Origin of the sequence: Streptomyces sp. NPDC059564, from assembly GCF_042735575.1 — a bacterium.
Taxonomy (GTDB): Bacteria; Actinomycetota; Actinomycetes; order Streptomycetales; family Streptomycetaceae; genus Streptomyces.
Window position 1 is genome coordinate 14,771 of record NZ_JBHWBP010000003.1, and the last position, 13,177, is coordinate 27,947.

The 13,177-nt window shown below is 68.4% G+C and carries 13 protein-coding genes; 3 read left to right on the forward strand and 10 right to left on the reverse strand.

Annotated elements, in window-relative coordinates; genetic code table 11:
* Nucleotides 1–82: 82 nt before the first annotated feature.
* The 10 genes from ACFV0Q_RS01365 to ACFV0Q_RS01410 form a co-directional block, all read right to left on the reverse strand.
* Nucleotides 83–844, reverse strand: coding sequence for an SDR family oxidoreductase (locus tag ACFV0Q_RS01365; protein WP_384998626.1), 762 nt, complete (start codon nt 842–844; stop codon nt 83–85).
* Between the two features lie 28 nt (nt 845–872).
* Nucleotides 873–1,634, reverse strand: coding sequence for a 3-oxoacyl-ACP reductase FabG (fabG, locus tag ACFV0Q_RS01370; protein WP_384998629.1), 762 nt, complete (start codon nt 1,632–1,634; stop codon nt 873–875).
* Between the two features lie 173 nt (nt 1,635–1,807).
* The gene (locus ACFV0Q_RS01375) at nt 1,808–2,191 is read right to left on the reverse strand and encodes a DUF3037 domain-containing protein (protein WP_384998632.1); all 384 of its coding nucleotides are present in this window, start codon (nt 2,189–2,191) and stop codon (nt 1,808–1,810) included.
* A complete protein-coding gene (locus tag ACFV0Q_RS01380) occupies nt 2,188–3,033 on the reverse strand; it encodes a HipA family kinase (protein ID WP_384998635.1) in 846 nt (281 codons plus the stop codon). The genes ACFV0Q_RS01375 and ACFV0Q_RS01380 overlap by 4 nt, the downstream gene beginning before the upstream one ends.
* Nucleotides 3,034–3,110: 77 nt before the next feature.
* Nucleotides 3,111–4,238, reverse strand: a complete 1,128-nt coding sequence (locus ACFV0Q_RS01385) for a tyrosine-type recombinase/integrase (RefSeq protein ID WP_384998907.1) — start codon at nt 4,236–4,238, stop codon at nt 3,111–3,113.
* Between the two features lie 191 nt (nt 4,239–4,429).
* A complete protein-coding gene (locus ACFV0Q_RS01390) occupies nt 4,430–4,840 on the reverse strand; it encodes a helix-turn-helix transcriptional regulator (protein WP_384998638.1) in 411 nt (136 codons plus the stop codon).
* Between the two features lie 1,579 nt (nt 4,841–6,419).
* Nucleotides 6,420–7,328 carry a phosphotransferase family protein gene (locus ACFV0Q_RS01395; protein WP_384998641.1) on the reverse strand — a complete coding sequence of 303 codons (909 nt, stop codon included), beginning with the start codon at nt 7,326–7,328 and terminating at the stop codon, nt 6,420–6,422.
* 32 nt (nt 7,329–7,360) lie between these two features.
* On the reverse strand, nt 7,361–8,179 hold the full coding sequence (locus ACFV0Q_RS01400) for an XRE family transcriptional regulator (RefSeq protein WP_327167678.1): 819 nt from the start codon (nt 8,177–8,179) through the stop codon (nt 7,361–7,363).
* A gap of 1,113 nt (nt 8,180–9,292) precedes the next feature.
* Nucleotides 9,293–9,784: a TrmO family methyltransferase gene (locus ACFV0Q_RS01405; RefSeq protein WP_384998644.1), complete on the reverse strand. Its 492-nt coding sequence runs from the start codon at nt 9,782–9,784 to the stop codon at nt 9,293–9,295.
* A 63-nt stretch (nt 9,785–9,847) separates the two neighbouring features.
* Nucleotides 9,848–11,203: a Tat pathway signal protein gene (locus tag ACFV0Q_RS01410; RefSeq protein ID WP_384998647.1), complete on the reverse strand. Its 1,356-nt coding sequence runs from the start codon at nt 11,201–11,203 to the stop codon at nt 9,848–9,850.
* Between the two features lie 339 nt (nt 11,204–11,542).
* Between ACFV0Q_RS01410 and ACFV0Q_RS01415 the strand changes: the two genes are divergently transcribed.
* The 3 genes from ACFV0Q_RS01415 to ACFV0Q_RS01425 are packed head-to-tail and all read left to right on the forward strand — an operon-like array spanning nt 11,543 to nt 13,125.
* Nucleotides 11,543–12,007 (forward strand): ATP-binding protein, encoded by a 465-nt coding sequence (locus tag ACFV0Q_RS01415; RefSeq protein WP_327167681.1) that lies wholly within the window; start codon nt 11,543–11,545, stop codon nt 12,005–12,007.
* Nucleotides 12,004–12,558 (forward strand): DUF5999 family protein, encoded by a 555-nt coding sequence (locus tag ACFV0Q_RS01420; RefSeq protein WP_384998650.1) that lies wholly within the window; start codon nt 12,004–12,006, stop codon nt 12,556–12,558. The genes ACFV0Q_RS01415 and ACFV0Q_RS01420 overlap by 4 nt, the downstream gene beginning before the upstream one ends.
* Before the next feature lie 51 nt (nt 12,559–12,609).
* On the forward strand, nt 12,610–13,125 hold the full coding sequence (locus tag ACFV0Q_RS01425) for a GntR family transcriptional regulator (protein WP_384998653.1): 516 nt from the start codon (nt 12,610–12,612) through the stop codon (nt 13,123–13,125).
* The last annotated feature ends 52 nt before the right edge of the window (nt 13,126–13,177 follow it).

Genomic DNA, 13,177 nt, shown 5'->3' on the forward strand with positions numbered 1-13,177 from the left:
TTTCGTGAGGCACTTGACCGATTTCGTGCATATTCGACACGCATTTGCCTCCCTTAGGGAGGCAAATGCGTCCGGTTATCGGTCAGTGCACTCCGGCATTGAGGAACATTCCCCCGTCGACGACAAGAGTTTGTCCGGTTACCCATTCCGCTTGTGCAGATGTGAGGAATGCCGCCGCGCCGCCGATGTCCTCGGGGACCCCGAGCCGGCCCAGCGGGTACGCGGCCGCGGCCTCCTGTTCGCGGCCCTCGTAGAGCGCCTGCGCGAACTTGGTCTTGACGACGGCCGGAGCGATCGCGTTCACCCGCACCCGGGGCGCCATCTCGTGGGCGAGCTGGAGGGTGAGATTGATCATCGCGGCCTTGCTCATCCCGTACGCCCCGATGAAGGGCGAGGCGGACACCCCGGCGATGGAGGCGATGTTCACGATCGCCCCGCCGTTGTCCTTCTGCCAGGCGTGCCAGGTCCGCTGGGCGAAGCCGAGGGCCGAGATCACGTTGGTCTCGAAGACCTTCCGCGCGACCCCGAGGTCGAGGTCCGCCATCGGCCCGAAGACCGGATTGGTCCCGGCGTTGTTCACCAGGAAGTCGACGCGGCCGAAGGCCTCCATCGCGCGCTCCACGGCGACGGCCTGGTGGGCCTCGTCGTGCGCCTTCCCGGCCACGCCGATCACCCGGTCCGCGCCGAGCCGCTCGACGGCCTCCTTGAGCGCGTCCTCGTTGCGCCCGGTGATGCAGACCCGGTCGCCCCGGGCCACGAGCGCCTCGGCGATCCCGTAGCCGATGCCCCGGCTCGCGCCGGTGATCAGCGCGGTCTTGCCGCTGTCGATGCCGTTGTACGTCATGCCGTACGCCCTGCCTCTCGTGATCGGGTCAGTTGAGCGGGCCGCCGGCCACGTACATGACCTGGCCGGAGACGAAGCCCGCGGCCTCGCCGGTGAAGAAGGCGATGGCGTTGGCGATGTCGTCGGGGCGGCCGACGCGCTGGACCGGGATCTGGGTGGCGGCGGCGGCCTGGAACTCCTCGAAGCCCATGCCCACGCGGGCGGCCGTCTGGGCGGTCATCTCGGTCACGATGAAGCCGGGGGCGACGGCGTTGGCGGTGACGCCGAACTTGCCGAGCTCGATGGCCAGGGTCTTGGTGAAGCCCTGGAGCCCGGCCTTGGCGGCGGCGTAGTTGGCCTGGCCGCGGTTGCCGAGCGCCGAGCTGCTGGAGAGGTTCACGATGCGGCCGAACTTGGCCTCCACCATGTACTTCTGACAGGCCCGCGCCATCAGGAACGCGCCCCGCAGGTGCACGTTCATGACCGTGTCCCAGTCGGTGTCGCTCATCTTGAAGAGCAGGTTGTCCCGGAGCACGCCGGCGTTGTTGACCAGGACGGTGGGGGCGCCGAGCACCTGCGCGACCCGCTCGACGGCCGCCTCCACCTGGGCGCTGTCGGAGACGTCGCAGCCGACCGCCACGGCCCTGCCGCCGGCGGAGGTGATCGCCTCCACGGTGTCCTTGCAGGCCGCCTCGTCGAGGTCGAGTACGGCGACCGCGCGGCCCTCGGCGGCCAGACGCACGGCGGTGGCGGCGCCGATGCCCCGGGCCGCCCCGGTGACGATCGCGACGCGCTGCTCGGTGGTGGACATGCTGGATCTCCTCGCCCTTGAGAAACGGCCGCCCAGAGGTGAGCAACCGCTTAGTAGCTTCAGCTGAGGAGACGCTAGGAGCCCCGGCACCGGGTGTCAACGCCAGCATGCCGCCCGTGGCGCGCCGGAGCCCCCGGGCACCGCCCGGGGGCTCCTCGGAAAGGGCCGCCCGGTCAGCGGACCAGGAGGTCGAACAGCCGCCGCGTCTCCGCCGCCGGGTCGGCCGTCAGCCCGGTGTGCACCGGCCCGGGCTGCACCACCGTGCTGCGGGGGGCGATCAGCCAGCGGAACCGCCGGCCCGGGTCGTCCCCGGCCGCCTGCCCGGCGCTCTCGCCGCCCGCGCACAGCCCCTCGACGCCGCGCAGGGCGGCCCGGATGCCGGCCACGTCCGCCTCCGGGTCCAGCGCGAGGAGCTTCGCCTCGTCGAGGTGGGTGCGCGCGGCGACGTACGCGTGCGCCCGGCAGTAGACGATGACGCCGGCGTTGAAGCACTCGCCGCGCTCCATCCGGGGCACCACGCGCACCAGCGCGTATTCGAACACGTCCCGCTCGGTCACTCGTCGCCGCTCTTCTGCTTGTTCTTGTCGGGCTGGGGGGCGAGGCGCTCGGCGAGCCAGCCCGGCGGGCCGGACCGCTGCTTGACCTCGGCCTCCATGGTGATCCTCTCGTGGATCGTCGCGGCGCGCGGCAGCAGCGCCTCCACGTAGGCGCGGCGCACCGCGTCGGTGGAGTCGAAGCCGGGCTCGTCGACGAGCCACTCGTCGGGCACGTCCGCGGTGACCTCGGTGAGCAGCTCCTCGGTCACCAGCGGGGCGAGCTCGGCGGCCGCCGCCCCGATGTCGGGGCCCACGGGGGCCAGGACGTGGTCGGAGGCGTTGTAGGGCTTGGCGGCGGCGGCCCGGGCGGTGGGCCAGTTGTGGTGCCAGATCATGGTGGCGCCGTGGTCGATGAGCCACAGGTCCCCGTGCCAGACCAGCATGTTCGGGTTGCGCCAGGACCGGTCGACGTTGTTGATCAGGGCGTCGAACCAGACCACGCGGCCCGCCTCGGCCGGATCCGCCTGGTACGCGAGCGGGTCGAAGCCGATCGAGCCGGGCAGGTAGTCCATGCCGAGGTTGAGCCCGCCGCTGGCCTTGAGCAGCTCCTGGACCTCCTGGTCGGGCTCGGCGAGCCCGATGACGGGGTCCAGCTGCATCTGCACCAGCCGCGGGACCCGCAGGCCCAGGCGCTGGGCGAGGCGCCCGCAGACGACTTCGGCGACCAGGGTCTTGCGGCCCTGGCCGGCTCCGGTGAACTTCATGACATACGTGCCGAGATCGTCGGCCTCGACGATCCCCGGCAGCGAGCCACCCTCACGCAAAGGAGTGACATAGCGGGTCGCTACGACCTCTTGCAACACTTTCCCAGGCCACCCATCTTCTCAGCCTTGCAATCAACGGACTAGTTCTCTGGGGCGCGTGGGTTAGGAAGCACCGGTCAAAGGGGCTGGGGAGAATCTGGGGAGTTTCGGCTGGTGGACGTGTCTCCCCGCTCCCCAAGGAGCCCGTCGAGGGTGCCGCGGCCCTTGCTTCCAGCTTCCGGCATGAAGTGAGCATAGTAACCGAGGGTGATCGCTGGCGAGGAGTGTCCAAGCCACCGAGCCAGGGTCACGACGGACTCCCCCGCTTCCAACATGATCGAGGCGTAGGTGTGCCGAAGCACGTGGAACCCGTCTTTCGGGGCCGCTGCCCACTGCCAGGATTTCGCTCCCGCGGCGCGTGGCGGAATGACGCCGGCCTTGGCCAAGGCGGGCTTCCAGGTATAGGTGTTCCAGGTGTTCACCGCGATGGCATTCCCAAACCGCGTGGTAAGCAGCAAGGAGACCTTCTTCTCCGGGCCGCCTGGCTTCCCCCACGGAAGCTCCACGACGACTGGCGGACATGCCTCTATGTGGCGCTTCAACTCCTCCGCGACCGCACGGGGCATGTCGACGGTGCGGACCTTCTTCCCCTTCGGTAGGGCGAAGTACAGCCTTCCGTGAATCGCCTGCACCTGCCGCCGGACGTGGAGCACCCCGCGTTCATAGTCGACATCCTCTGGGCTCAGCCCGAAGACCTCGCCCTGACGAAGCCCGCAACCCAGGCCCACTACGACGGCGATCCTGTTCCGCGAGTTGATGGCATCGCGGACTCGAAGTGCCGTAGCCATCGGCCACGCGTCGCGTCGCTCCCGTGGCGACTTGGGCCACCGGACAGACTTCGCGCGCATAGGGTTGCGCACAAGACGCTTGTCGTCGACAGCTGCCTCCAGGATGGAGGAAAGCTCGGAGAGGATGCCGCGTTGGTAGTCGATCGAGGAGACCGTAGACCCCAGCGTGGTTATGAACGCCCTTAGATCCGTTGCGGCGATGTTCCGGAGCGGGATTTCTCCCAGGTGCGGAACGATATGGAGACGCGTTCTACGCTCTTGGCCGTCCTGGGTCTTGGGAGCGCCGCCTCGCCCCGGCGCCCAGTGCGTCGCAATGTAGTCGGCTAGCGTGATGGACCCATCCCGCGGGTCAACGAACTCACCACGCTCCTCGTCCGTCGCTGTGCGTCGAAGCCACGCCTTCGCGTCCTCAAGCACATCGAAGGAGCGGTCACGCACCCCCGGTATGCCAGCGACCTTATAGCGCTTCCCCTTGCCGTAGCGAGCGGTCTTCTCCCTTCTCCCAGTGACGGGATCCTTCGTCTTCTTGATCCAACGGTCCTCGATGTAGCCGGCCAATCCAGATCTCTTTCAATAGGAAGTAAACAACACGCGACCATCCCGAGGCGTCACGCCCTAAGGCTCGCTCGTCGCAGCGGGTGGGAGGTCAACGGGTCCAAGGCAGGATTGGAGCGGGAGTCTGCGCATTCTTGCTCATGGATCCAAGCGTCCAGAGCTTCCCGCCGATACATGACGCGCCCGCGGGGGCCCATGCGAAAACTGGGCGGACCTTGCCTTCGATGTCGCCAGACATAGAGCGTGTGCGATGAGAGGCCAAGATAAGCCGCGGCCCCCTTTACGCTGAGGAATGATGCATCCACTGCGCTCGGGGTAGCAGGTTCGGCCAGAGGAGCGTGTAGCGAACGCGTAGGCATGGGTTGGGGCATGGAGTTTCTCTCTGTGGGGACAAAAAGGGTGCAGGTCGGTGAGCAACCCCGTTCGCCATGACCCCACCGCCAAGCGCAGTCGCGTACGAACATCAAGAAGGTTGACTGACACACCCGCACCACCCACCGCCAAGTAGTCGGTGCAAGCTCCTTCAATGGTCTGGAGAATCGCCGGTTTGGCTGACCGGGGATCGTCTGCTATGTAGAGACAGGGCGACCATGCTCGCTGCTGCTCAGGTCTCCTGGCCTCGCTCGTGCAGGATCAAGCGATAGGAGCAACGAGCGGGGTCCGCATCCACATTCACCGGAACCAGCAGTTCATCGCGGGAGAGCCGGGCGAAGTCCTGAGTCGCGCGCCGCACCGTGCCTCCGAGTACCTGAGCAGACTCATTGGGGGTAGAACCGGGATGCGTCGCCACATAGACCAGGAGGGCTCGGTCGCGTCGGTACGCCTCCCGGATGAGGCCCTCGGCGAACAGCGCAGACGCACAGACGCAGAGACAGAGCGATAGAGCGATGGCCGCGTAGTCACCGCGGAAATGCCCAGATACGGCACAGCCAGCGCCGATGGCGAATAGGGTCGGCGCAGTCAAGCGAAATGCAAGATGGACAACGTTAGACAGCTGAGACTCCCCAGGTGGACATAAGAGGCAGAGAGCGGTCGGAGCTAGACGCCCCGCCCGGCTCGGAATCCACGCCGATCTTCCGACGGGTGTTGTAGGTTGACATCCACCAGCCGAATGTTCCAGTCTTCTCGGCAATCTCTACGTCTGCCGTGGGCGAATCCGACGCCGAACGGGCCTCTTCGCCGAGAAGGAAACATTGATGTGGACCCCTGAGGGAAAGTGGGAGCGGTCACTCCACCAGCTGCAGAAGCTGGGCCAGCTTTCGGCAGCAGCGCACGGGCGGGCGGCCGCGGCACGCGAGGGGCTCGCCTCCATCGGGGGCACGTCACAGGGCCGTAGCGACCACATCGCCGCATACTCGGCGCTTCGGGCCTATAGCCAGGCCGCTGACCTGGCCTACCTACGGGCCTCCACCCGCCTTCTAGGGCGGGCTGCATCGGATCGGCATCCGCCGGCGCACCTCCAACGACCGTGGCGCGTTGGCTCATCGGCCCCATCCTGGTGGGTCGCCATAGTCCTGCGTCCCGGCGCCGTCTGGCGAAGCATCCCCAAGGGCGCACTGGAATTCGAGTTGGGGATTCCCCTGGATCACCCGGCTGTCGCTGCCGTTACCACCCAGGCAGAGGAACTGCGCGCAAGCCGTCTGGCCAAGTACGTCCGAGGCTCGTCGGCCCTGTACGAGATCACGAGGATGGTCGGACCGGACGGGCGACGAGCGCCCGCCGGCATCCGCATCCGTCCCGGCGAGGAGGAGAAAGCCCGCCAGCTGCACACAGACCGGCACAGGGTTTGGGATCGTGCCCGTGCGTACGGCGACGCAGCCCAGGTCCTGCTGGTGGAATGGCGCAACGGTGCCACCACGTAACCGCGCTGCACGTGAGGGTCACGCACCTTGATCAGGATGCGAGCCAAGTAGGCACCAGAGCAGGTGGGGGCCCATTCAAGCCCATCTCCCGCGCTCGGCCGTGCAGTCGCCGTGAACCGGGCCGGAGTCGGCGTCGCGGGTTAGGGGTGCTCGGTGGCTCACGCAGGACGTACGTGGTCCGTCACAGGATCCTCCACCCGAGGTCCTCCTCACCTCGCCTAAGGGCGCGGATTCGTCGCTCGACTTCGTCGATGCTGCCGGGCGTGTGGCCACTCTTTCGTGCGTTGGTCGTGATCATGCGGAGTTCCCTGAGGTCACGGAGCGTTTCGTAACCTGACCACTTCATCACGTCGAATCCGTACGCTCCGGCGAATTCGTCGTAGTGCGGCTTGCCGTACCCGAATCGGCGTGAGTGAACCTCGACCGTGACGAGGTCCCATTCGGGTTGGCCGATCGCCGCCGTGTCCCAGTCACACAGGACCACCGATCCGCCGGCCGCGTGGAGGGCGTTGCGGTGCTGCGGGTCCCCTTGGATGACGCCCGGCTGGCACTCGAAGACGACCCCGCCGAGCGCGTCCTCAAGCTGATCAACGCGGGAGGACAGGTATCGGAGATCGGAGGCCGGCAGCGTCGTGGTGGCTGAGATGGATCGCCGGATAGCGCGGACGTTGTCGTGCTCTGGTAGGGCGAAAGGTGGTTGGTCGAGGGTGTGGAGCATCTGCAGCGGTTTGGCCAGTTGCTCCGCGGCCACGGAGGCTCCCGACTGGGGCAGGTAGTCCCAGAACGTCACCGAGTGTTGTCGGTCGACGAGGACCGGCTGGTCGCATTCGAGAAGAGGCACTGTGGGGAACCCTGCGTCCATCAGCCAGCGCGTGAACCGCACCGTACGCTCGACGGCTTCGGGCGGGGTGCCGATTCGGGCGATCTTGGCAACGACGGGGTGGCGGGAGAGGCGCAGGACGGCATTGGTGTGCCCTCGGAGGACATGGGCGCCCTCGGCGTCCAGGCCGACCGTCGTGCAAGCCTGGCGCAGGATGCTTCGCATGTCCGCTTCGGTGAAGCCGCCGGGTGCTGTCGGCAGTGCAGTCATAGGGTCAATCTGTCTGACGATAGGCCCAGCTGTCACTTCGGTCCGCCGGGACTAGCCAGAAGTTCACGCAGCTCCATGGCCGCACGCGTCCTCCCGTTCGGCCCTGGCAGACTCTCGATGACACCGCGTGCTCGCGCGCTGATGATGGGGGTCCGGTGCTCTTCTGGAACCTGGAGAAAGACGGCTGCGGCCAACTGGCAGGCCTCGGTCCCGCTGCGGTCTCTGGCCAGGCAGATGGCTGTCTCTAGTCGCAGGAGGGCTGGATCAATCCCCGTGGTGACCGGGTAGAGGGCGATGGCTTCGCTCTGGGTCTTCATCGCCGCCGAGCTTCGGCCCAGGGCGGTGTATGTGCCGCTGAGATAGAGGAGATACCGGCGCCGGGGGAAGGCGAAAGCATCGTCATCCGCCCCGGTGGCAAGGCGTTCGTAGATCGTCGCCGCTTCTCGGAGCCGGAGCTCGGCTTGACCGCTATCGCCGATCTGGGCCAGAGCCCTCGCCTCCGCCATCGTGGCGAATGCTGCTGTTGCGGTCGGCCGGCCCCGGGTGAGGAGTCGTGCCTCGCGGGCGAGCGTGATGGCGGTATCGAGGGGGCCGTAGTAGTACGGCAGCATCGCGGCCTGCGCCCGGACGCGAGCGCGTAGGTCCAGGTTGCCGCTCTCCTCCGCAGCGAATCGGGCGGTCTCGTACCAGACGCCACTCCGGCGCAGGTCGCCGAGTTTCATGAGGGAGTCGGCGATCAGCGTGGCCAAGAGGGCCGTCATCTCGGTCAGGCGGACGTGTACGGAGGTTGTCTGCCGCTCTCGCACCAGTGCCTCGACATCGTCGAGCTCCTCCAGCAGCTGCGTCAGCATGCCTTCTGGGGGCGTGTACAGATACTGCCTCCGGAGGAGTAGGAGTCGCTCGTCCAGGAGGTCAATTTGCCCGCCCGCGACCGTGCCCGCCGCGAGGGCCGAGTTCGTCGACCGTCGTGCGGCATCAACGCGGTCTGCCAGTGACGAGGGGCTCGCAACGGCAGGCACTGGGAACAGCGCCTCCTCGGTGGGGCGGACGGACGGCGGCTCGCCGGAGAGACCAAGTGCGCGTGGCGTGGCGCTGTAGTACACGCACAGCACGGAGACGACGGCCCTTCGTGGCTCTCGACCACCGGTTTCCCAGGAGCTCAGCTGGTCGCCTTCGACTCGAGGCCCTTCGGGGTCGTGATTCAGAGCCAAGGCGCGGACCTCTCGACCAGCGACGGCCAGTGTCTTGCCCAGGGCAAGGCGGTAGGCCCGGAGACGCGAGACTCCGCAGTGCTGGTGGATCAGACCGGCGATGTCGTGATGGGACCGGCCGGCCTGCTCTTCGCGGACACGGATAGCGCGCGCACAACTTGGCCGGTGGGGAGGCGCTGGTGTCGTCACGTGGGCTCCGATCAAGGGACGCCGCGCAGCAGCGCCTCGGGTTCCCTCGATTCTCCGGGGGATGCGCCGGAGAAACCGTGGGATTCCCAGAATCCACCCCCGCATGCGCCGGATCCGGCGGCTACGCCGGTTGAGGCCCATGCGGGACGAAGCGACTCTTACCTCCCGCCTGAGCTTGATGGGCACCCAGAGGTCCAATCCACGGAATGGAGGGGTCGTTCGATGTGCAGGAGAGATCCTTCGAACCGTGCGACCGGCACACCCCGAGGCCACCTCAGGGCAACGTCTCTATGCGGCCATTTCGGTGCGCAGTTGGGTCAACCCCTGTTCGGCAGATTCGCGGGCATCGGGGAGGGCGTCGCCGGCGGCGCTCAAAGCGCACTGGAGCTGGTGCGTGAGGCGTTGGACGCGTGCTTCTCGTACGGCGCCCACGAGGAGTTCGGTGGCGCCGCGACGGTCTCCGGCCAAGAGCCGGACACGGCCGGTGGTGATGAGTTCGATGACGCGCCACTGGGGAGCGGCGCGAAGGTGCTGCTCGTCACGCCGGGCGCCATCACCTCCAACTCACTCGGGGCGGTCGTTGTGGTTGTCCCAGTAGTGGTCGAGCATCTCGCCGGGCCATGCCGGGACCGTAACCGTGCCGCGGGGGCCCATCTGCGGAAAGTAAGGGGCGAGGTCGATCACAGGGGTGCCGTCGACAGCATCGAGGTCGGTGACGTGCAAGTCCAGTCCGTCCACGCGAAGAAGGCGGGGGAAGGACGTCGCAAGTTGCGCCGGCCTGCGGTGGTTGCGATGGACGAATGTGCCGGTGGCCGGCCAGCGGGGGTTCCCGCGGGGACTGCGGGCGTGGAGTTCCACGTCGGTGGGCGAGGCCAGGGTGAAGGGCCATGTGACCTGCAGATGCGAGAACTCCTCGATCCCCTGGAGGACTTCTTCGGGGAAGTCTGGGTTGAGGCGAATGACGGCCTCGGTGCCGCCCTGGTAGTCGTCCAGGGGTGTGGTGTGGCCGCCAATGATGGTGGCGACGGGCGTGTAGGTAAAGGTCTGCTCGGACACGAGGTCCCCCCGATCCATCTGGCCGGAGCGCGGCTCCGGCACCTTGCTGCTGTCGTGGCCGGGTCAGACTACGTGGGCGAGGAACTCGCGGGCCCTCTGGTCGAGTTCTTGTGCGGTGCGGCCACCGCGGCCCTTGATCGGGGAGAGAGTGCTGCGCATGCGGGTGACGGTGTCGCGGGTGCGGGCGGACTGGATTCCGGCCATCGCCTCCAGGGCCTTGGTCCAGGTCGTGATGGCCGCATCGAGGTGCCCCTGGCGGGCCTGGACTTCTCCGAGGTATCCGAGGGTCACAGCGTGGGTGCGGGCGAAGGGGAGCGCGCGGGTACGGACGCTGCGCTCGAATGCGGCTTCCGCGCCCTTGAGGTCGCCGAGGTCGCGCAGTGCGGCGGCCGTTTCGTGGGCGAGGGAGGCTTCGCCGAAGAACCAGACGCGGCTGGGTTCGTCGTCTCCGGTCTGGGCTCGGCTGAGGTCTCGCTCCGCCTGGAGGAGCGCTGTCGCGGCTTCCTTGCGGCGCCTGTCGGCGGCCAGGGCGCGGGCGTGGACGACGCCGATGAGGGCCCTTTCGCGCCAGCTCGCGTCCGCGTAGCGGTTGTCGGCGAGGGATGCGGCGGACAGGCGGACGGCCTGGGAGGGCTGGTTGAGGTCTACGGCCTGGTGGGCCATGGCCCGAAGGACGTGGCCGGCCAGCGGGGCGTCCCTGGCCTCTTCCGCAAGTTGTGTGGCGAGGGTGAACCAGTGCAGGGCAAGGGGGTGTTCTCCCGCGTCGAAGGCGGTCCACCCGGCGACGTAGGCGAGCTCTCCGGCGGCCGAGGTCATGGAGCGGCGGACATCTTCCGAGGGGAAGCGTCCGGCGAGGTACTGGGCGACGTCGGTGCGCAGGTAGGCGACGAGTGCGGTGCGGCCGGCCCCGCGGCCGCCGCGTTGTTGGTCGCGGCGGGAGAAGAAGGCGGTCATCTCGCGGACGCTCTCGACGTCCTGCACGGTGACGGTGTGCGTGGCGACTGGTGTGCGGGCTCGCGCGCGGTCGGAGGCCTTGTTCCACCAGTCCGTGGTGGGAATGGCCAGGCCGGCGATGGAGTATGCCGAGCCAGCCAGTACGCGCCGACGATCCATGTCCAAGTCAGTGCTCCCGAGGTCCACCAGGGTCGTCAGAGTGTCAGCGCTCCACTGGGGCGGCCGCGGGTCGCGGTCCTCGATGTCGGCGAGGCCGATGTCGGCGAGGGTCACGGTGCGGCCGAGGCCTTGCGAGAGCGTCGCGGCCAAGATAGACGGCGCGCGGCCGCTCGGGCGCGTTCCGGCGATCCATCGGGTGATCGAGGACTGGTTGGTTGCGGCCAGTTCGGTGGCACCGTTCTCGGCTGCGACAGCACGGAATCTGGCGGCGAGGCGCTCCTGGGGCAGGCCCAGCTCGTGGATCACGGCTTCCAGCCTGAGGTTGCGCGTCCGCCCCACGGCGTGCCCCCGTCCTCGAAACGATCTTGCATAACGTGCATTGGGTCCGCGCTACCGGCGGGATACCCACCGGGCCTCGATCGCGGTTTTCTCGTGAAGACGATATTCCTCCAACGCCCGCTTGGTGTGCGGAAGTCGTCGACGTCATCCCCCTGGGAGCGCAGCGCTCGGTGCTGCCGGTGTGTGGCAGGCGAGGAGAAGCCCCTGATGAACCGCTCGGCGCCGGTGGCGCCTTTCCTTCGTAGACACCACCAGTCGGCCCCCGTGCGCGAGGCCGCAGACCGGACGGCTCAAGGAGTACGCGTGATGAGCGAATCCCCTGCCCTTCCTCCCCCGGGCTGCGAGTCGGCTCCGGTGTGCTTCAAAGCCGTGCTCCCGGCCACCCAATCCGCGATCGGGCCCGTGCGGCGCCGACTGCGCGGATGCCTGGAGGAGTCCGGGCTGGCCAGAATCGCGGACGACGTGGCGCTGGCTGCCACCGAGTTGATGACCAACGCGGTCATCCACGGATGCCACGGCCTGCCGTCGACCTCCGAGGTGACCCTCACGGCGGCGTGGACCGGGGAGCGGTTGCGGATCGCGGTGGACGATCCGTCCGACGCTCTGCCTGCCGAACAGGAGTCGTCGGTGTGCCGGGACGGCGGGCGCGGTCTGACGCTGGTGGACGCGCTCAGCGACCGGTGGGGGGTGGAGCCCGGCGCCCGCGGGACCGGGAAGTCGGTCTGGCTGGAGCTCGACCTGGCCGTCACCGCCGAGGAGTGCGTCGCATGAACCTCCGTGCCCTGACCGCCACCCGCCGCACCCCGGCGCGCAGGCCGGCCGCCCTCCGTTCCGCCGTTGTCACCGCCTTGGAAACCTGCAAGCTCCTTTCGGCCGAGGACTCCTCTGTGGTGAAGAGCGACCAGGACGTGCGCGATCTGCGCCTGCGCCTGCGGCGTCACCTGAAACAGCTCGGGTCCGTGGCCGGCGCCCGACCAGTCCGGCCCCGCCTCTCCGGGCTGGTCGAGACGGCACGGCGCTCCGCTGCCCAGGCTCCTCCGGCCGAGCTCGGTGAGGCCCAGGCCTACCTTCGGCAGCTGGCTGAGGAGGTGAAGGCGGTTCTGGCCGAGATGGGCCAGTGCGGACTGGTGTGCGTGCACCCGCAGGAATGCCCGCCCGCTCACGCCCCGGACCAGGCAGCGGCCCACGTCCGCACCGTCTTCCCCGAGATCGGATGCCGGCGCCTGTGTAACGGCGTGCTGCTCTTCGACGACACCGGAGTCCTGGCTCCCGACGGACGTGTCTACCCGCCCTGCAGGACCGGCCAAGCCGGGCCTCGCTGATCTGTCCGCTGCTGCCCCACCCACTCGAATCCCCTTTTCGTGAAGGACGTCATGGCTACTACCGTCGGCGCAGCCGCGCGCCCTCAGCTGAGCGAGACCGCCCAGGTCCTGCTGATGCAGTGTGCGTTCGGCCGCTACCGCGATCAGGAGGAGCTCCCCACAGTCGGGGCCGTGGCCGCCTCGCTGCGGATACCGCAACAGGTGTCAGACGAGGCCCTGGTCGAGCTCGTCGCGGCCGGAGTCCTGGAACCCCGGTGGCAGGACAGGCACGTGATCCGCCCGCGCACCATGTGGCCCATTCAGGTACGCCGACCCACCCCCGCAGCCGAAGCAGTGGCCCGCCGCATCATCGGCGACATCACCGCACCTCGGACTCCGGCCGCCACCGAGCTGCCCTCCCTCCGACAGCTGGCCGCCACGTACGGCGTGAACGTGGACGTCATCCGCGAGGGACTTCGGCTCGCGGCGGTACGAGAGGCTGTGGCGCTCGTTCCCGGCCGCCCGGCCACCGTCATCCGGCCGCTGCCCACGGCCCGCCGCTCACCGTCCGGAACGGTCAGCCGATGAGCACCGTCACGCCTACGCAGCTGGCCACGGCGCCCGCCTCCCCCGTCTCGGC